The organism is Ruegeria arenilitoris (genome assembly GCF_013032445.1).
Lineage (GTDB): Bacteria > Pseudomonadota > Alphaproteobacteria > Rhodobacterales > Rhodobacteraceae > Ruegeria > Ruegeria arenilitoris_F.
In genome coordinates this window covers 54,021-72,735 of record NZ_WQCA01000009.1, presented here as the reverse complement: position 1 = coordinate 72,735, position 18,715 = coordinate 54,021, and the positions used below count along the sequence as shown (strand labels likewise).

The 18,715-nt window shown below is 58.9% G+C and carries 23 protein-coding genes; 15 read left to right on the top strand and 8 right to left on the bottom strand.

Annotated elements, in window-relative coordinates:
• Positions 1-80: 80 nt before the first annotated feature.
• Genes moaB through GOW98_RS14380 form a run of 4 tightly spaced genes read right to left on the bottom strand, consistent with a single transcriptional unit; the run spans position 81 to position 2,610 of the window.
• Complete coding sequence (gene moaB, locus GOW98_RS14395) at positions 81-623, bottom strand: molybdenum cofactor biosynthesis protein B (protein ID WP_170333201.1); 543 nt, start codon at positions 621-623, stop codon at positions 81-83.
• A 6-nt stretch (positions 624-629) separates the two neighbouring features.
• A complete protein-coding gene (locus tag GOW98_RS14390) occupies positions 630-1,250 on the bottom strand; it encodes a LysE family translocator (protein ID WP_170333199.1) in 621 nt (206 codons plus the stop codon).
• Positions 1,247-1,846, bottom strand: a complete 600-nt coding sequence (locus tag GOW98_RS14385; RefSeq protein WP_170333644.1) for a metallophosphoesterase family protein — start codon at positions 1,844-1,846, stop codon at positions 1,247-1,249. Before GOW98_RS14385 ends, GOW98_RS14390 begins: the two co-directional genes overlap by 4 nt.
• Positions 1,846-2,610 (bottom strand): uracil-DNA glycosylase, encoded by a 765-nt coding sequence (locus GOW98_RS14380; RefSeq protein WP_170333642.1) that lies wholly within the window; start codon positions 2,608-2,610, stop codon positions 1,846-1,848. The genes GOW98_RS14385 and GOW98_RS14380 overlap by 1 nt, the downstream gene beginning before the upstream one ends.
• 85 nt (positions 2,611-2,695) lie before the next feature.
• Between GOW98_RS14380 and GOW98_RS14375 the strand changes: the two genes are divergently transcribed.
• The 10 genes from GOW98_RS14375 to GOW98_RS14330 all read left to right on the top strand — a co-directional run bounded on the left by GOW98_RS14375 (position 2,696) and on the right by GOW98_RS14330 (position 9,282).
• Complete coding sequence (locus tag GOW98_RS14375; protein ID WP_170333198.1) at positions 2,696-3,325, top strand: scavenger receptor class F, member 2; 630 nt, start codon at positions 2,696-2,698, stop codon at positions 3,323-3,325.
• A 59-nt stretch (positions 3,326-3,384) separates the two neighbouring features.
• Entirely contained in the window at positions 3,385-4,320 is a 936-nt protein-coding gene (locus GOW98_RS14370) for an aspartate carbamoyltransferase catalytic subunit (RefSeq protein ID WP_170333197.1), read from the top strand.
• Positions 4,317-4,835, top strand: coding sequence for a hypothetical protein (locus tag GOW98_RS14365; protein ID WP_170333196.1), 519 nt, complete (start codon positions 4,317-4,319; stop codon positions 4,833-4,835). Before GOW98_RS14370 ends, GOW98_RS14365 begins: the two co-directional genes overlap by 4 nt.
• Entirely contained in the window at positions 4,820-5,206 is a 387-nt protein-coding gene (locus tag GOW98_RS14360) for a hypothetical protein (RefSeq protein ID WP_367646851.1), read from the top strand. Before GOW98_RS14365 ends, GOW98_RS14360 begins: the two co-directional genes overlap by 16 nt.
• Positions 5,203-5,664, top strand: a complete 462-nt coding sequence (locus GOW98_RS14355) for a hypothetical protein (protein WP_170333195.1) — start codon at positions 5,203-5,205, stop codon at positions 5,662-5,664. The genes GOW98_RS14360 and GOW98_RS14355 overlap by 4 nt, the downstream gene beginning before the upstream one ends.
• Positions 5,661-6,941, top strand: coding sequence for a dihydroorotase (pyrC, locus tag GOW98_RS14350; RefSeq protein ID WP_170333194.1), 1,281 nt, complete (start codon positions 5,661-5,663; stop codon positions 6,939-6,941). Before GOW98_RS14355 ends, pyrC begins: the two co-directional genes overlap by 4 nt.
• Complete coding sequence (plsY, locus tag GOW98_RS14345) at positions 6,941-7,546, top strand: glycerol-3-phosphate 1-O-acyltransferase PlsY (protein ID WP_170333193.1); 606 nt, start codon at positions 6,941-6,943, stop codon at positions 7,544-7,546. Before pyrC ends, plsY begins: the two co-directional genes overlap by 1 nt.
• A complete protein-coding gene (locus tag GOW98_RS14340) occupies positions 7,543-7,812 on the top strand; it encodes a hypothetical protein (protein WP_170333192.1) in 270 nt (89 codons plus the stop codon). Before plsY ends, GOW98_RS14340 begins: the two co-directional genes overlap by 4 nt.
• Before the next feature lie 195 nt (positions 7,813-8,007).
• Complete coding sequence (locus tag GOW98_RS14335) at positions 8,008-8,481, top strand: YHS domain-containing (seleno)protein (RefSeq protein WP_170333191.1); 474 nt, start codon at positions 8,008-8,010, stop codon at positions 8,479-8,481.
• A gap of 267 nt (positions 8,482-8,748) precedes the next feature.
• Positions 8,749-9,282: a porin family protein gene (locus tag GOW98_RS14330; protein ID WP_170333188.1), complete on the top strand. Its 534-nt coding sequence runs from the start codon at positions 8,749-8,751 to the stop codon at positions 9,280-9,282.
• Between the two features lie 49 nt (positions 9,283-9,331).
• Here the strand turns inward: GOW98_RS14330 and GOW98_RS14325 are convergent, their stop codons facing one another.
• Positions 9,332-10,315, bottom strand: coding sequence for a quinone oxidoreductase family protein (locus tag GOW98_RS14325; RefSeq protein ID WP_170333187.1), 984 nt, complete (start codon positions 10,313-10,315; stop codon positions 9,332-9,334).
• A 192-nt stretch (positions 10,316-10,507) separates the two neighbouring features.
• Here GOW98_RS14325 and GOW98_RS14320 point away from each other — a divergent pair, with 192 nt between their 5' ends.
• Positions 10,508-11,365, top strand: coding sequence for a DUF2189 domain-containing protein (locus tag GOW98_RS14320; protein ID WP_170333185.1), 858 nt, complete (start codon positions 10,508-10,510; stop codon positions 11,363-11,365).
• A 34-nt stretch (positions 11,366-11,399) separates the two neighbouring features.
• Here the strand turns inward: GOW98_RS14320 and GOW98_RS14315 are convergent, their stop codons facing one another.
• Both GOW98_RS14315 and GOW98_RS14310 read right to left on the bottom strand, forming a co-directional pair.
• Positions 11,400-12,386 (bottom strand): NAD(P)H-quinone oxidoreductase, encoded by a 987-nt coding sequence (locus GOW98_RS14315; protein ID WP_170333183.1) that lies wholly within the window; start codon positions 12,384-12,386, stop codon positions 11,400-11,402.
• 56 nt (positions 12,387-12,442) lie between these two features.
• Positions 12,443-13,135: a COQ9 family protein gene (locus GOW98_RS14310; RefSeq protein WP_170333180.1), complete on the bottom strand. Its 693-nt coding sequence runs from the start codon at positions 13,133-13,135 to the stop codon at positions 12,443-12,445.
• Positions 13,136-13,246: 111 nt separating this feature from the next.
• Here GOW98_RS14310 and rpsU point away from each other — a divergent pair, with 111 nt between their 5' ends.
• From rpsU to GOW98_RS14295, 3 genes are all read left to right on the top strand, one after another.
• Positions 13,247-13,453: a 30S ribosomal protein S21 gene (gene rpsU, locus GOW98_RS14305; protein WP_005614280.1), complete on the top strand. Its 207-nt coding sequence runs from the start codon at positions 13,247-13,249 to the stop codon at positions 13,451-13,453.
• 294 nt (positions 13,454-13,747) lie between these two features.
• Positions 13,748-15,004 (top strand): CAP domain-containing protein, encoded by a 1,257-nt coding sequence (locus tag GOW98_RS14300; RefSeq protein WP_170333178.1) that lies wholly within the window; start codon positions 13,748-13,750, stop codon positions 15,002-15,004.
• A 350-nt stretch (positions 15,005-15,354) separates the two neighbouring features.
• Positions 15,355-16,593, top strand: coding sequence for a CAP domain-containing protein (locus tag GOW98_RS14295; protein ID WP_170333176.1), 1,239 nt, complete (start codon positions 15,355-15,357; stop codon positions 16,591-16,593).
• Positions 16,594-16,670: 77 nt separating this feature from the next.
• Here GOW98_RS14295 and ppk2 read toward each other — a convergent pair whose 3' ends face one another.
• Positions 16,671-17,588, bottom strand: a complete 918-nt coding sequence (gene ppk2 / locus GOW98_RS14290; RefSeq protein WP_170333638.1) for a polyphosphate kinase 2 — start codon at positions 17,586-17,588, stop codon at positions 16,671-16,673.
• Between the two features lie 284 nt (positions 17,589-17,872).
• Here ppk2 and GOW98_RS26300 point away from each other — a divergent pair, with 284 nt between their 5' ends.
• On the top strand, positions 17,873-18,712 hold the full coding sequence (locus tag GOW98_RS26300; protein WP_170333174.1) for a CPBP family intramembrane glutamic endopeptidase: 840 nt from the start codon (positions 17,873-17,875) through the stop codon (positions 18,710-18,712).
• Positions 18,713-18,715 lie beyond the last annotated feature (3 nt).

Sequence of the window (18,715 nt, the reverse complement as noted above, 5' to 3'; positions counted from 1 at the left end):
CTGTCACGTGCAAAAGGTAGCCGGGCACAGAAAAATGCCAAGCCACAAAGCGTTTACGAACAGTTAAACGTGCAGACAGTCTACTTCCGTCGCAGATGTTCGTCCAATCTGGGCATTATTTCCACGAAATTGCAGGGGCGGTGGCGGTAATCGAACTGTTTTTCCAGAATTCCGTCCCAAGCGTCCTTGCAGGCACCGGGGCTGCCGGGCAGCGCGAACAGATAGGTCCCGCCTGCCACACCGCCCGTGGCACGGGACTGCACAGCTGATGTGCCGATCTTTTCCATTGAGATGATGGTGAAAACGGTGCCGAACGCCTCGATTTCCTTTTCATAGACGTCGCGATGCGCCTCAACCGTCACGTCACGGCCCGTCAGGCCGGTGCCCCCGGTCGAGATCACTACGTCAATTTCAGGATCTTCGATCCACAAACGCAGTTGTGCTGCAATCTCACCGCGTTCATCCTGTATGATCTTGCGGTCGGCCACCAAATGGCCCGCGCGTTCAATCCGGTCCACAAGCGTCTGGCCCGAGCGGTCTTCGTCCAGCGACCGAGTATCCGAAACGGTCAGAACGGCGATCCGAACCGGAATGAACTCTTTGCTTTCATCAATGCGCGACATGTGGTGTCAGGCCCTTTCCATAATGGCAAGCCGGACGGCGAGGGCGGTGAAAATCCCCCCCGTCACCCAACCCATGATACGAGAGGCGCGTGGGTTCGAAATCAGAACCTTGCCCGCGCCACCGGCAAAAATACCCACCAGCCCGTTCACGACAAACCCGCCCAACGCGATGATCACGCCGAAAATCAGGAATTGCGGCAGGATCGGGCCGGAGTTGGGGTTCACGAATTGCGGGATAAAGGCCAGCACGAACAGCATGACCTTGGGGTTGGTCAATTTGACGACCATCCCATCCCGAAACGCATGGCTTGTGGGCTTCGTGGGCGCATCGGAAGACACCGCCCCATTCCGTATGGCACCCCATGCCAGATACAGCAGATAGGCCACGCCCATCCAGCGGATGACATCAAACAGCCACGGCAGACTGTTCACCGCGGCACCCAGCCCCAGCCCGGCCAGCAACACGTGCACCATTAGCCCCAGCGAGATACCCGCGCTGGCCACCAGTACCGGTCGGGCACCCGTCCGCAGACCCTGACCAAAGCAGAACATCATGTCAGCGCCGGGGGTGAAATTCAGCGCCAAGGCTGCCGGAATGAACGCCAGCAGAGTGACCGTTTCTATCATGTAGTGACCCCGAACCAGTTTACCTTGGGCCCCAGATTGGCGATCTGAGTGCGGCCGAGTGTACCGCGATAGCCCCAGCTGTCATGAATATGACCACAGAATGCGTATTGCGGCTGCAGGCGCTCCACCGCGTCACGCACAGCAACCGATCCCACCGCGTCGCCTGCCGAAGTGACATCGCCATACCCCTTGGGCGGAGAGTGCGCGATCAGAATGTCAGCACCGTCGCAACGATCCAGCAACTCGGTAGCTTCGGCATCGGTCAGGTCGCAGGACCAGTCGCCAAACGGCGTGACCGGCACACCATAACCCAGCCCGAACAGGCGCAGCCCGTCCATGGTCATGCCCGTGCCGTGCAGCACATGACCACCTTCGGGCGCGGCATCGGTCAGTTCCTGCGCGCTTTCCGCGTTTCCGGGTACCATGACAAAGGGCGCAGAGATTCCGGACAGCATCTCCATCGCGTCATCCAAACCACGTCGCGAGTTGCAAAAGTCCCCCGCCCCGATCACCAGATCAGCCTCGGTGCTGGCAGCCACGATATCGGCGGCACGATTGCGCGCCATATGCAGGTCGGAAAACGCCAGTATACGCATCATTTCCCCTCCAGCCGAACCTTGAGTTCCAGCAGATCTGACCAAGCCTGTCGCTTCATCTGGGGCTGGCGAAGCAGATAAGCGGGATGGAACATAGGGATAACAGGAAGGTTCAACGCCTGATCCCATTTTCCGCGCAAACGGGTTATGCCGCGTTTGCCCAGCACCGCCTGACAGCTGATATTGCCCATGATCACCAGAACCTCGGGCTTGGCCAGCGCCACGTGCCTTTCAAGGAACGGCTTCATCATCCCGATCTCTTCAGGCTTCGGATCGCGGTTCTGCGGAGGCCGCCACGGCAGGACGTTGGTGATGTAGACATTCTGGCTGCGATCCAGATCAATTGCCGCCAACATCCGATCCAGCAATTGCCCGGCGCGACCGACAAATGGCTTGCCCTCGCGGTCTTCCTCACGGCCCGGGGCCTCGCCAATGATCATCACCCGCGCACCCGGTGTGCCGTCGGAAAACACCAACTGCCGCGCACCGCGTTTCAGCTCGCAATGATCGAACGCTTCCATCGCGGCCTTCAATTGGTCCAGCGACCCGGCTGACTGTGCAGCCGATTTTGCCACCGCGACCGGGTCCACTTTTTTCGGTTTCTCCGGGGCAGCCGGTTTTACAGAGGGTTTCTTGGCCTTGGGCGCAGTATCGGGCAACGCATACCGCTCCACCGGCACATCACCGATCGCATCCGTTGCGCCCAGCTCAATCTGCCAGTCCAGCAGCGCCCGTGCAGTATGATAGTCCAAAGCCGATTCCATACCCCTCAATCTAACCAGCTTTTGAACGAGGGAAAGCGAATAGGCCTTGATCGGGCGGTCCGTCGCACCGACCATTGCGGTATTCATGCTGGTCCTGTTGCGATTCCTTTTGATTTTCCTGCTGCTGATCCCGCTCGGCGGACCAGCTTCTGCGCAATTGTTCGACCGCAACAGCCAATGCCGAGGCGGGCAATTCCAATGTGGTTCCCGATGCTGTTCAGGCGGCCAGAGGTGCAGCTTTGACGGCTACTGCATCCCCTTGGGTGGCACCTATTGCGGCGGTGGGCGAACCTGCGGACCGTTTGAGCGATGTGTTCCCGGCAGCACCCGCTGCGCACCGGCGGGGGCCAACAAATGCACCTCGCGCCTGGATTGCCCCGGCGGCACGGTTTGCAACGCCCGTGGCGAATGCGAGCGCAGAACGCCCGGTTTCGATCCGAACACGGCAATCGAGGGCCTTCCCACGCTGTGCGATGACGGCCAGTCCTGTGCGGCGGGGTCGTCCTGTCTGCCGGGCGGCGGATGCTCACGCCCCGGCTGGTTTTTGTGCGAAGAGACAGACTCGCAATGCCGCCCCGGATTCAAATGTTCCGAACATCAGGGCTGCGTCCCGATCAAGGCCGTCGATTGCGGTTATGGCAAGTGGTGCAAACCCGGCGAGCAGTGTTTGCCTGAGGGTGGGTGCGAGAAACTACCCGAAGGATCTGATCCTTAGGTTGCCCTCGCGCGCGCGGCTTTCTATAAGCGGCTCGATTGTCAGACAGGAGCCCGCCCATGCGTTTCGCCCATCGTCACCTTCTTGGCATCGAGCATCTGTCGCAATCCGATATCACAGCCATCCTTGATCTGGCCGAGAAATACGTCGACATGAACCGCCAGTCGACCAAGCATTCTGACGTGCTGTCGGGGCTGACGCAGATCAACATGTTCTTCGAAAACTCAACCCGCACGCAGGCCAGTTTCGAACTGGCAGGCAAGCGTCTGGGCGCGGATGTGATGAACATGGCGATGCAGGCCAGCTCGATCAAAAAGGGCGAGACGTTAATCGACACCGCAATGACGCTGAACGCGATGCATCCCGATCTTCTGGTGGTGCGGCACCCGCATTCCGGCGCGGTCGATCTGCTGGCCCAGAAAGTGAATTGCGCCGTACTGAACGCGGGCGACGGGCGGCACGAACACCCTACGCAAGCCTTGTTGGACGCGCTGACCATTCGCCGCGCCAAGGGCCGCCTGCACCGTCTGAACATCGCCATTTGCGGTGACGTGGCCCACTCCCGCGTGGCGCGGTCGAACCTGATCCTGCTGGGCAAGATGGAAAACCGTATCCGTCTGATCGGACCGCCGACGCTGGTCCCCGGCCAATTCGCCGAGTTCGGCGCTGAGATTTACGACGACATGAACGAAGGGCTGAAAGACGTCGACGTCGTCATGATGCTGCGCCTTCAGAAAGAACGGATGGACGGCGGCTTCATCCCCTCGGAACGTGAATATTACCACCGCTACGGTCTGGATGCCGCAAAGCTGGCACTGGCCAAGCCCGACGCTATTGTCATGCACCCCGGCCCGATGAATCGCGGGGTCGAGATCGACGGCACGCTGGCCGACGACATCAACCGATCGGTCATTCAGGAACAGGTCGAGATGGGCGTGGCCGTCCGCATGGCCGCGATGGAACTGCTGGCCCGCAATCAGCGAGACGCCGCATGAGCGATCTGACCGTCGCCCCCCATGAACGCGGCGTAATCCGCCTGTTCACGCTGGAAATGCGCCCGGAAGAGGCGAAGTTTCTGCGCGAAGCAGGTGCTGCCGATCAGGTCTTGGGCGTGGCGGGGCTGGATACGGATCAGATCGACGTCTTTCCAGTGTCGGACCTCGAAGACCTTGGGCTTTATGGCTATCTGAACGAGGGCTGTGGTGTATCCGCCGATCAACTGGACCGCACCGCACTGGAGGCCATCGAAGGCTGGGTCATGGTTGTCCGCAGTGCCGCCTTTGGTGACCGCGCGGCGACGCTGACGCCGGACCCGAGGCTGCATCTGGCCGGTCTTTACACCGAAGAGGCTACCAACTGGACCGGCGGCCCGATTGAAACCGAAAGCGCAAAGCCGTTCTCGGCGCCACAAACCGCGCCGCAGGATGACAGACCCCGCCGCATCGGTTCGGCCCTTCTGGCGGTGGTGATCCTGCTGGCAATCGGAGGTGCCTTGTGGCTGATCCTGTGATCTTCGCCCCCGACAAAGGCGCCTATATCCGCACCAACGCATGGCTGGCCGCCTTTGCGATGGCAGGCGCGATGATCATCCTCTGGCTGATCGGCAACCCTTATCCCTGGACCGGCGCGCCGGCAGGCCTAGCCGCCATCGGCATCCGCGCATGGTATCTGGCGTCCGAAGAACTGGTCGCCACGTGGGAGATGACCGACACCACCCTCACCGGCCCCGGCCCGCGCAAAGTGGCGCTGAACCAGATCAAAGCCGTCAACGTTTTGGGCAGCTTCGTCCAGATCGTCACTAAGGGCGGTGACAAACACCTGATCAAGTATCAGGCCGATCCCACCGCCACCAAAGCCGCCATTGAAAGGGCGATTGGATGACCGTCGCCGACAAGGATTGGTGGCGCAAACGGATTCCCGATGGGGAAGAGGTACTGTGGGCAGGCCGTCCGGATCAGGGGTATTTTCCACCTCGGTTTGCATGGGCCTACAAAGGTGTGCTTGCTCTGATCGCTACCATTTGGCTGGCAAGCCCCTGGCTCTTTGAAACTGTCCGCGATTTTTGGAAGTTGTTTTCCTGTACTATCGCGTTTGGTTTTGTGTTGTGGGCCGATCGGTTCGTCAGGTCGCAACAGATTTATGTCGTGACATCGGAAAATGCATGGAAACTCAACAAAGACCTGAAGTCAAAGTGCCTGAAGATCGACCAGTTTCTGAATTTCCGCTCCGGTCGTCGAGCAGTGTTGTTTCCCCGCCACCCCTTTTTCGCATTTGAACATCTGCCCGACCCCGATGCTGCATTGAAGGCACTGACCCAAGCCCGAGAGGCCTCGAAATGACTGCTGTACTCTTTTCAAACGCACGCCTGATCGACCCGGAAACCGGCACGGATAGCCTCGGCTGGCTCCAAGCGAACGATGGCAAGATTGCCGCGCGCGGCGAAGGGGATGCTCCGGCCTCGGACGCGCGGGTCATTGACTGTAATGGCAAATGCCTCGCCCCCGGTATCGTCGATATCGGCGTCAAGGTCTGCGAACCGGGTGAGCGCCACAAGGAAAGCTATAAATCCGCCGGTCTGGCCGCCGCTGCCGGAGGGGTGACCACCATCGTCACCCGCCCCGATACGCTGCCCGCCGTGGACACGCCTGAAACGCTGGAATTCGCCACCCGACGCGCGCAGGCGGATGCGCCGGTCAACGTCCTGCCCATGGCCGCCCTGACCAAAGGCCGTGACGGACGCGAGATGACCGAGATCGGCTTCCTGCAGGATGCCGGGGCCGTCGCCTTCACCGATTGCGACCACGTCATCGCCAATACCAAAGTGTTTTCCCGTGCCCTGACCTATGCACGGTCCTGCGGCGCGTTGGTCATCGCGCACCCGCAGGAACCCGGCCTCAGCAACGGTGCGGCGGCCACCAGCGGCAAGTTCGCCGCCCTGCGCGGCCTGCCCGCTGTGTCACCTATGGCGGAACGCATGGGGCTGGACCGCGACATCGCGTTGCTGGAAATGACCGGCGCGGCTTATCACGCCGACCAGATCACCACCGCCCGCGCCCTGCCCGCGCTGGAGCGCGCCAAACGTAACGGGCTGGACATCACCGCCGGAACCTCGATCCACCATCTGACCCTGAACGAACTGGACGTCGCCGACTATCGCACCTTCTTCAAGGTCAAACCGCCGCTTCGGTCCGAGGATGACCGGCAAGCGGTGATTGACGCAGTGCGGACCGGACTGATCGACATCATCAGCTCAATGCACACCCCGCAGGACGAGGAAAGCAAGCGTCTGCCGTTCGAAGAGGCGGCCTCGGGCGCGGTGGCGTTGGAAACGCTGCTGCCTGCGGCGCTGCGCCTGTATCACGCAGATCAGTTGGACCTGCCGACCCTGTTCCGGGCTATGGCGCTGAATCCGGCAAAACGACTGGGACTGGACTCGGGCCGTCTGGCCGAGGGTGCGCCCGCCGATCTGGTGCTGTTCGACCCGGATGTGCCCTTTGTGCTTGACCGGTTTTCATTAAAATCGAAATCGCAGAACACACCGTTTGACGGCCAGCGGATGCAAGGTAAGGTCACCGCAACATATGTAGCAGGCCAAGAAGTTTACCGGAGAACCTGATGCCCCCACTTGACGCTTCGACGACCCAGTTGATCCTCTGGGCCGCCATTGGGTATTTGATCGGATCGATCCCGTTCGGAATGATCGTTGCCAAGGTCATGGGGCTGGGCAATCTGCGCGATATCGGGTCCGGCAACATCGGCGCGACCAATGTCTTGCGCACCGGAAATAAGGGTGCCGCGGCACTGACGTTGGTTTTTGATGCCGCCAAGGGGGCTGTCGCCGTATTGCTGGCCCGTGCGATGGTCGGAGAAGATGCCGCTCAGATTGCCGCCCTGACCGCATTTCTGGGCCATTGCTTCCCCGTCTGGTTGGGGTTCAAGGGCGGCAAGGGTGTGGCCACGTTCCTGGGACTGTGGCTGGCGCTGGACTGGCGCGTGGGCGTGGCCTGCTGCCTGAGCTGGCTGGTCGCGGCCGCGATCTGGCGGATTTCCTCGCTGGGCGCGCTGGTGGCGGCGGCAACGTCGACTATCTGGATAATGCTGCTTACGGATAGCGCGACCTTTTTCCTAGGCATCGTCCTGACCCTTTTGGTCTATTGGCGCCACAATGCAAATCTGGCACGGATCAGGGCCGGGACTGAACCCAAAATTGGCCAGTCTTGACCGCGCCACACGCATTCCTGACCTCATTTTTCGGCATTCCTCTCGGCTCGTCTACCGGGCGGAGCAAAGGCAAACGGTATATCGTCAGTCGCACGGAACTTGTCGCGGGCAAATCGCACAAGCTTGTTGCGCATGAACTGGGCGGCGGCGATTACATCAGTTTGAACCTTTATCTGCCCCAAAACAGCGGTGAGTTGCTGCGCCCCTGCGAGATGTCGGCAGAAAAGGTCATCGCCTTCGTCATTGCGTTCGAACCCGATCCGTGACCTCACCCTGCGCACTTTCGAACATTACCCCTTCATCCGCGCACATTCACAATTGATTGTTTTGAACGTGATGAAGCGATTGCCCACTTCGGTTGCGTGACGGCCAATTACCGGTCGCACGGACAAAAATCCAAAGGGGTGTCCTGGTGCAATTGCCGCGCCGCCGGACCATCCGTTTCACGAAAGGTGAAAACAATGAACAAGTTCAAATCCATCATTGGCGGCGTCGCGCTGTCCGTTGCAATCGCAAGCTCGGCCTTGGCGGCTGGCGTTGAACTGAACGCAAGCTCGACCGGTCTGGCGCTGCAGGGTTACGACCCAGTTGCCTATTTCACCGATGGTGAGCCGACCAAGGGTGATTACCGCATCACCACGTTGCACAACGACGCGCTGTACCGCTTTGCCAATGAAGAAAACAAAGCCGCATTCGAAGAAAACCCCGAAGCTTACCTGCCGGCCTATGGTGGTTATTGCGCCTTTGGTGCTGCGATGGGGTTCAAGTTCGACGGTGATCCGAACCACTGGAAAATCGTCGACAACAAGCTGTACCTGAACCTGTCGCAGGACATTCAGGAACGCTGGGAAGGCGACATCCCGGGCTTTATCGAGCAGGCCAGCACCAATTGGGAAAGCATTGCCGATAAATCTCCAGCAGAGCTGCAGCAATAACTCGCTGACAGGATTTACAGATCGGCGGCAGAACACTCTGCCGCCGATTGTTGTTTGAAACACGCCTATTGCAGACCTACATTTTTAGCAAACAATGCGTCCGCATAAGCGGACCGATGCAGCCACAGAGAAAACAGTGGCGCCTCTTTTCGGGTCGGAATGTATGAATGCGCTGTGATCCGGTTGTGAGACCGGATCGTAGTGATGTTTGAAGACGAAAGAACACAGCAAAACTGCTGTGTGGCAATTCGAACGAAAGGTTAAACAATGACAGGTAGATTTCTATTAGCTTCCGCAATAGCAACCGTTGCGGCTGGATCGGCAATGGCGCAATCCTCGGGCGACTGGACCGGATTTTATGGCGGTGCACAGATCGGCTATGCTGATGTAGACACCAACATTTCGGGCGTGGATGGCAACGGCACCATCGGCGGTATCATTCTTGGATATGACTATGATCTGGGCGATTGGGTCGTTGGTGGCGGTTTTGACTATGATTGGACCGGCATCGACCTGACTCCGGGTGTCGAGGTTGAGGACGTTTGGCGCATCAAAGTACGGGCTGGTTACAATGTCATTCCTGAAGGCCTGCTTTACGGGGTAGGCGGTTATGCCAAGGCCGGGACCGACAGTCTTGGCAGTGACGACGGATGGTTCATCGGCGCAGGCTACGAACAGATTGTTGCCCCGAATATCAGCGTCGGTGGCGAAATCCTGTATCACGAATTCAACGACTTTGATTCGACCGGTATCGACGTGGACGCAACAACCTTTCAGATTCGCGCAGCCTATAGATTCTGAAGCTTCTCGACGCTGGACCCGGCGGTCTTAGCGCCGGGTCTGCCATCTGCTACAACTCCAAAACCGTGCTGCCTGTGGTCTGGCGTGCCTCTAATGCACGGTGAGCATCAGCAACCTGATCTAGCGGGAAACGCTGATCGATATGAATTTTAACCTCTCCACCCGTGACCTTACCGAACAAGCGCCGCGCCATCGCCTGACAAACCACCTGATCAGAAAGGTGGGTGAATAAAGTCGGGCGCGTGATTTTGAGTGAACCTTTCTGGGCCAGAGTACCGATATCCAGCAGGGGAACAGAGCCCGACGCATTGCCAAATGAGATCATCATTCCCAACGGTTTCAGACAATCCAGCGATCCGCCGAACGTATCGGCTCCGATCGAGTCCATAACCACATCCACACCCTTGCCACCGGTGAGTTCAGCCACTCGTTCGACAAAGTTCTCTTTTTGATAGTTGATGCAATGAGCAGCGCCGTTGAACTGCGCCAGACTGCACTTATCATCCGTCCCGGCAGTACCGATCAGGGTGATCCCCTCGGATTTCGCCCATTGGCAAGCAATCAGGCCTACCCCCCCCGCCGCCGCGTGGAAAAGCACAGTATCACCTCGTTTCAGTGGCGTGGTGCGGTGAAAGAGGTATTCGACCGTCATACCCTTCAGCATCATCGCCGCCGCCGCATCAAAAGGAATCTCGTCAGGCAACGGACAGACCTGTGCGGCAGGCATCACCCGCGCTTCGGTGTAGGCACCGGCGGGCGTAGCGGCATAAGCGGCGCGTTGGCCGGGCTCCAGGTGGGTCACACCTTCGCCGACGGCTTCGATCACGCCAGCGGCTTCCATTCCCAAAGCGTGCGGCAAATCCATCGGGTATAAACCTGCGCGCTGATAAACATCTATGAAGTTCAGTCCACACGCATGGTGGCGGATGCGCACCTCGCCTGGCCCGGGGGCACCCAAGGGGCGGTTTTCAATCATCAGAACTCCGGGGCCGCCGTGTTGATGGATGACCACGGTTTTTGCCGATTTCTGCATGTTGATCTCCTGTTGCCTGAACCCAAGCTAACACGCCTGAAAATAAGGGCAATCGGCACGATTCCGCGTCACGCAACTCCAACGCGAAAAAATGTGCTATACTGGTTCTCAGGCGTTGCCGGCTGGTCCGGCCAAGGGCAACCAAAGCCGGAATCACCCTGCTGCGCAGACTCGCATAGGGAGGGGATGACGATGGCCAAGACAATTGGAAATCCGATCAGTTGGACCGCCCGGAACATCGGGGCGACCGGCGATCATATTGCAGAAAGCGTAAACCGTATCGGCAGCGCCGATACAAGGCACCTGCCTAAGGTGCAAACCCTGACAATGCAGGACCTGAGGGCCTGTTTGCGGGCGGGCTACAACGATTTTCTGGACACACGAGCCGATGCCATATTCATTGTGCTGATCTACCCCATCGCGGGGTTGCTGATGTTCGGGTTCGGGTTGAACCGCAGCATGGTGCCGCTACTGGCACCGCTGATCCTGGGATTTGCCCTGATTGGCCCGATTGCCGCCGTCGGCCTGTACGAAATCAGCCGCAAACGCGAACAGGGGGGCGAGGTACACTGGCTGGACGCGTTCGGGGTGTTCCAGTCACCGTCCTTCGGCGCGATCCTGATGCTGGGCTTCTATCTGGTCATGTGGCTGCTGATCTGGCTGATGGTAGCGCAGAGCATCTATGTCCACACGCTCGGCCCCGACCTGCCTACTTCCATCGGCGCCTTTGTAACGCAGGTGTTCACCACCGGCGCGGGCTGGACGATGATCATCTTCGGCAATGCGGTCGGGTTCCTGTTTGCTCTGGTCGCGCTGGCCGTGAGCGTGGTCAGTTTCCCGCTGCTGCTGGACCGCAAGGTGGGGCTGCCGGTGGCGGTCGTGACCTCGGTCCGGGTGCTGCGACACAATCCCGGCGTGATTCTGGCATGGGGTTTCATCGTCGCTGCCCTGTTGGTCATCGGCGCAATCCCGATGATGTTGGGGCTGATCGTGGTGATGCCGGTTCTGGGTCATGCCACGTGGCACCTGTATCGCCGCGCGGTCGCCTGACGAACGGTGCGCGGGACAAGCCCGCGCTGCCCGGTTAACCCGCGACTTTCAGGACGATCTTGCCGATATGGCCCGAGCTTTCCATCCGCGCGTGTGCCGCTGAGGCCTCTGCCAGATCGAACTCGCTGTCCATGACGGGGGCAACCTTCCCGGCCTCCAGCAACGGCCAGACCGCCTCGCGCAGTTCCTGAGCAATCTTCGCCTTGGCCAGATCGCTTTGCGGACGCAGGGTACTGCCAGTCAGAGTCAGACGTTTGACCATCATCAGGGCAAAGTTCAGTTCGACCTTCGGGCCCTGTAGAAAGGCGATCTGCACCAGACGGCCATCCTCAGCCAGCGTTTTGACGTTGCGCGGAATATAGTCGCCACCCACCATATCGAGGATCAGGTTCGCGCCACCTTCGGCGCGCATGACGCCGACGAAATCCTCATACCGGTAATTGACCGCCCGCTCGGCGCCAAGTTTGACGCAGGCCTCGCATTTCTCATCCGACCCGGCGGTGGCAAAGACCCGAGCCCCAAATGTGTGCGCCAGCTGGATCGCCGTGGTACCGATGCCGCTGGAGCCGCCATGCACCAGAAACCGCTCGCCCGCTTTCAACCCGCCGCGCATGAAGACGTTGGACCATACAGTAAAGAAGGTTTCGGGCAGGCAGGCGGCCTCTTTCATGCCCATTCCGGTCGGAACCGGCAGACAATGCGCAGCAGGCGTGGCCACGTATTCGGCATATCCGCCACCGGGCAACAAGGCACAGACCTGATCACCGACCGATAGCCCCTCGACACCGTTACCTACAGCAGCCACTTCGCCCGACGCCTCAAGTCCCGGCAGATCGCTGGCACCCGGAGGCGGGTCATAGGCCCCGGCCCGCTGCAACGCATCAGGGCGATTCACGCCCGCGTAGGCAACTTTAAGGATTACTTGGCCATTTTGGGGCTCGGGCACCGGGCGTTCGGTCAGTTGCAGAACATCCGGGCCGCCGGGCTGCGAGATTTCTACGGCGCGCATCGTCTGGGTCATGGGCAAATCCTCCTTTGCCCAATGCCTAGCAGGCAAAAACCGGAAGGCCCAGACGCTTACTTGCGCGGGTTCAGCATCCCGGGCAGATCGGCACGCATTTTCATTGGCGGCTTCACCTGACTGGCGAACCAGTTCGGCACCGCAAGGAAGGGTTTGAACAGCGGATTGTCGTTCACCTGCGCCTTTAGCTTTTCGAACTGCATGACGTTATCAATGCGGCGGTCCAGAAACGCCCACGTCTTTTCGTGGTCGGGCGAATCATCACCCAGCCAGAACAACAGGGTCGAGGAATACACCCCCGACAGCGTCGCGCGCTTAGTGTACCAGTTCACATCTTCCGAAGTGTCGCCCAGCGTATCCCAGATCAGATCACAGGTCTGCCACAGGGCCTTGGCCCCGTCCGCCGCATGCGTCGGTAGAGAAAACAGTGTCATACCCCGGCGCACCAGTTCCTTATCCGATACCGCCTCAAGCCGGAACCGAACGGCGGTCGCCACACGTTCGCGGAACTTCAGCTCACTCAGATCGGTGGAATTTAGGCGTTCCACCATGGCCGCATCCCCGCGCGCGTGAAACGCCAGTGCCAGATCGACCGCGCCGCGGGGGCAGATTGCCCGCGCCAAACCGTCATCCAGGTCGCAATCGGTGATCGCGGCGCGAAAGCTGGCTTCGGACCAACCATCAAACGGCACATGGATCAGAATCGCGTCCAAAAGCTGTTGTTTTGCATCTTCATAGGTGACAGTCATGGCGGTTCTCCGGTTCTCGGGGCCAGTACTAGACAAGATAGACCGGCTTTGCTATACGGCCAACTCCTGCAATTTCCTTGCAACTCTATCTAGAAAGGTGGTGACAACCACATGCAGGTTAGTGTTCGCGACAATAACGTCGATCAGGCGCTTCGTGCCCTGAAGAAAAAGCTGCAGCGCGAAGGCGTGTTCCGTGAAATGAAGCTTAAGCAACATTTCGAGAAACCGTCCGAGAAAAAAGCGCGCGAGAAAGCTGAAGCGATCCGCCGTGCCCGTAAACTGGCACGCAAGAAAGCCCAGCGCGAAGGTCTGCTCTAAGATCTCGCTCGTCCAGCTTTGGATGACACTATTTGACGACCCCCGAGGCCCTGCCCGGGGGTTTGTCGCTTCAACCACCGGTTGCAAGTCGCCAAATGAGCCACCGAATTAAGCGGTAAATTGCCAGACTCGGCGTGGTACGTTTTGACCGGCATAGTGCAGCGCAGCGAATCTCGTGTCGGCAGCACAGACTTGCCAGATTTTGCCTAAATGCACGCCCCCCCTGTCAGTCCATCCGATGCCCCCTGTAAGTGGCCTCGTCTGCACAGACGACCACTTTAACTGGAGGCAACCATGTCGACTGCAAGTACATTCGAGCAAGAAATGTTGGCGTTGATCAACGAAGAACGCACATCCCGCGGTCTGAACCCGCTGCAACTGGAAACCCGTCTGAACGATTCGGCCGAAGATCACAGCACCTGGATGCTGAACACGGACACATTCAGCCACACCGGATCGAACGGTTCCAGCGCGACCGAGCGCATGCGGGACGCTGGTTTCGACTTTTCCGGCAGTTGGCGGTCCGGTGAAAACATCGCATGGCAATCGGAACGTGGCGCATCAGGTATCAGCGATGATGTCGAGCAACTGCACCAGAGCCTGATGGACAGCCCGGGCCACCGCGCCAATATCCTGAACCCTGATTACGAATATATTGGTATCGGCATCGAGGAAGGTGACTACAACGGTTGGGACGCCGTCATGGTAACCCAGAACTTTGCCACCACGGATGGAACAGTAGTGCTGGACGATGGGGTAACACCGGTACCGCCAGCGGAAGAGGTCGTTGAACCTGAACAGCCTGTGGCGGAAGCGCCCGAAGCCGACGTTACTGATACCGAAGAACCGGCAGTAGAAGCGCCCGAAACCGACGTCACCGAAACCGAAGAACCGGTAGCCGAAACACCCGAAACCGACGTCACCGAGACCGAGGAACCGGTAGCCGAAACGCCCGAAACTGACGTCACCGAGACCGAGGAACCGCTAGCCGAAACGCCCGAAACCGACGTCACCGAGACCGAGGAACCGGAAGCCGAAACGCCCGAAACCGACGTCACCGAGACCGAGGAACCGCTAGCCGAAACGCCCGAAACCGACGTCACCGAGACCGAGGAACCGGTAGCCGAAACACCCGAAACCGACGTCACCGAGACCGAGGAACCGGTAGCCGAGACGCCCGAAACCGACGTCACCGAGACCGAGGAACCGCTAGCCGAAACGCCCGAAACCGACGTCACCGAGACCGAGGAACCGGAAGCCGAAACGCCCGAAACCGACACTGCGTCCGGAGCCTGTTTCGACGTAGAGGAGTTCCTTGCCGAGATTGAAGACTTCGTGAGTGACTTGCTGGCTCGGATCGACGATTTCAGACTAAACGCTTCTCCGGTGATCGAAACAGCTGCGGTCGAATACGACTATTCGTGGAACTGGGGAAAGTGTGACGAATCCCCGGTCGAACCAGAAGCTTCAGCGGACAAGGGTTCGGACATGCAGGACGATTTCTTCAGCTTCGCGTCCTTCGACGCTGTATGCATGGTGGACTTCGTCTAAGTCCATAAGCGTGCGCGGGGTGCCTTCACAGTGCCCCGCTCTGGCGCACAAGAACGCCCAGTGCGAAGGTCAAGTCTAAGAACTCGCTTGCCCAGTTAGGATGTCACCAATTTACGACCCCCCGAGGCCCAGCCCACTGGGGGAAGGTGCCTATTTAAGCTCCAAACGCAACTTTAATCATCGATCTGATTTGGGGTTTCACCCCGAATGCGCAGATTTCCGCACATGCGACATCAGCCTGCGGTGGATCTTCGCCAATCTTCGAGCCGGGCGAAATTGTGTCCTTCTGTCGCCAAAATCTCGCCACTAATGTCCCGGACAAAACAAAACAAACCACCGGAGGCAGAATTTTGTCCACTGCAAGTACCCTCGAACGTCAGATGCTCGCGCTGGTAAATAGTGAACGCGCAAAGAACGGCTTGCAGCCGGTTCGACTGGAGCTTCGCTTGAACGATGCCGCCGAGGATCACAGCCGTTGGATGCTGAACACCGATACGTTCAGCCATACCGGAGTTGGTGGTTCCAGTGCGACTCAGCGGATGCGGGACGCAGGTTTCAATTTTTCCGGTGACTGGCAATCCGCTGAGAACATCGCATGGCAGAGCGTACGTGGCGCGTCGGGACTGGCGGATGACGTGGTCGACTTGCACACCGGCCTGATGAACAGCCGCGGGCACCGTGACAATATCCTTGATCCCAATGTCACGGTGATTGGCATTGGAATCGAAACCGGCGAATTCGACGGCTACAGTGCCATAATGGTAACCCAGAATTTTGCCCGAACAACAGCGCCCGTTCAATTGGATACCGGCGGGCCATCAAGCGGATCAGGCACTCCATCTGCCCCGAGCGCATCCCCCGCCGCCGACACCACGCCAAGCAACACTGCCGACTCCGAGGACACTGCGTCTGATCCGGTCAGAAAAGTCGTTTCTGGTAACAAGAAAGGCACCGATGGAGATGACTGGCTGGTTCTCAAAAAGGGTAAAAAACTCTACGGCGAGGATGGCGACGATATTCTGGTGGGCTCGTCAAAGGGCAACAAACTCTACGGTGGTGAAGGCGACGACAAGCTGGACGGACGTTCGGGTAACGACAGAATTTACGCTGGTACCGGAGATGACTACGCCAAAGGCGGCGGCGGTAAAGACAAGCTGTACGGTCAGGACGGCAACGACAGACTGTATGGCGGTGGCAAAAAGGACAAACTTTATGGTGGCAACGGCGAAGACTATTTGAACGGGGGCGGCGGTAAAGACAAACTGTACGGAGGTAATGGCGACGACAATCTGCGCGGCGGTGGTGGCAAGGACAAGCTGAATGGAGGAGCCGGGGACGATGTCATGACCGGCGGCGGCGGCGCGGACAAGTTTATCTACACCTCCGGAAATGACCGCATCACCGACCTAGGCAAAAAGGACACCGTCGACATTCGGTCCATGGATTCGATCACCAGCTTCCGCGATCTGAAAGCAAATCACGCTCAACAATCAGGTTCGGACGTTCTCATCGATGACGGGGAAGGAAACACCTTGCGGCTCGAAGGTTTCAGTCTCAGCAGCCTGGACGATGACTATTTCATAATCTGAATTATGACAGAGCGCTGTGACGCCCAAATAGACAACCCGCCAGAACGGCGGGTTGTTTTTTACCCTTTGGGATCAAGTTAATAGATTTTGGGCACGTGCAGCTCATCCGGCAGAACGCGCCGTTCGTATTCCGGGTTATAGCGCCTGTCTGGCAGATTGACCTTTTCCTGCGGCACATCCGTGTAGGGAATCTTGGTCAGAAGGTGCTCGATACAATTCAGGCGTTCGCGTTTCTTGTCATTGCCTTCGACAATGTACCACGGCGCTTCGGGGATGTTGGTGCGGAAGAGCATGTCTTCCTTAGCCTTGGTGTAGGCCTCCCAGCGGATGCGGGATTCCAGATCCATCGGCGACAGTTTCCACTGTTTCATCGGGTCATGGATGCGCATAAGGAATCGCAACTGCTGTTCTTCGTCAGTGATCGAGAACCAGTATTTCAGCAGGATAATCCCTGACCGCACCAGCATCCGTTCGAATTCGGGAACGTCCTGAAAGAACTGCTCGACCTGATCGTCGCTGGCAAATCCCATAACCCGTTCTACCCCGGCGCGGTTGTACCAGGAGCGGTCAAAAAGAACGATCTCGCCCGCCGCAGGCAGGTGCGGGACATAACGCTGGAAATACCACTGGCTTTGTTCACGACGGCTGGGCGCGGGCAAGGCGACCACGCGAGCCACCCGCGGGTTCAGGCGCTGAGTGATGCGTTTGATCACGCCCCCTTTGCCTGCACTGTCGCGACCTTCGAACAGAATGCAGACCTTGGCCCCGGTGTGCTGCACCCAGTCCTGGACCTTGATCAGTTCGGCCTGCAGGCGCAGCAGGTTGCGGAAATAGACCTTGCGATCCAGCATATCGGGGTGCTGGTCCTTGTAGATCTTGCGGATTTCCATCGAGAGCATGGGCTCGCTGAATTCAATCTCAAAATCTTCGTCAAGCGTGTCTTCCAACTCGGCTTCCAGCCAGTCTTTGGGGGCGTCTTCGTTTTCGTAAGCCAAGGTCACATCCTTATCATCTATCGGGTCCGGACCGTACAGGGCGCGTGTAACCACCTGATGTCATCAGAGAAATTGATGATACTCCCGCCAAGAAGGCGTTGCGGACACTGATACATGCAACGCAGGCGGGTGTTCGGTCTCTCCCCTATTTGAACCCGCAAGCGGTAGGATACAAGCGTCAGAATTGCCGCATTGCCAACGGGTTGGCATAAAGCTGCCGTTTCCACCCTTGTCACAGGGCACAATCCAACGGCAAAAATGACCCGTCAAAGTATGAGACGACCGTGACGCATTTCCTGTCCCTTCTGCCCGTTATTTGGCCCTGGTTCATCTTGATTGCCGCGCAAACAAGCGCTGTGTCAGGTCGTCAGGGGCTGGGCCTGAACTTGCTGGCCATGCTCGGCTGCATAGCGCTGGCGCTTGGACTCGTCGCACCGCTGGCGATTGGAATTGTGGGCCTTGGGTTGCTTGGCGCGGCGGGGCTGCGCCGCCTGTCCGGGCCTATGGCTTTGGCCGGGCATCTGGCACTGATACTGTGGTGTATCGCACTGGCGTCGCATTTGGTTCCGGGGTTTCACAACCTGCTGGTGCTGGATCAGGTGCATGCCGGGCCGGGTAGCACAGACTTCACCATGTATCTGAACCTGGACAAACCGCTGGTTTTGTTTGCCGTCCTGTTGGCCTGGCCCGGAATGATCCAAAACGTCAAACCAACCAAAGCTGCGCCACTGGTGGTTGGCCTGATGCTGCTGCCCACGCTGTTCCTGCTGGGGCTCACCACCGGCGCGGTGCGGCCCGAGATTGGCCTGCCCTCGTGGTGGCTGATCTTCGCGCTGTCGAACCTGTTTCTGACCTGCCTGACCGAAGAGGCCTTTTTTCGCGGCTACCTGCAATCGGTGTTCATCTCGAAAACAGGGACCACCATCGGGATCGTTGCGGCCAGCCTGTTATTCGGTCTGGCCCACGCGGGTGGAGGCCCAGCGCTGGTGGTCTTCGCATCAATCCTCGGGGCAGCCTGTGGGCTGGGCTACTTCGCGACCGGACGGCTTTGGGTTCCGGTTCTGATGCATTTCGGCTTTAACGCCCTGCATCTGGCCTTGTTCACCTACCCCGGCCCGGTCTGAGCG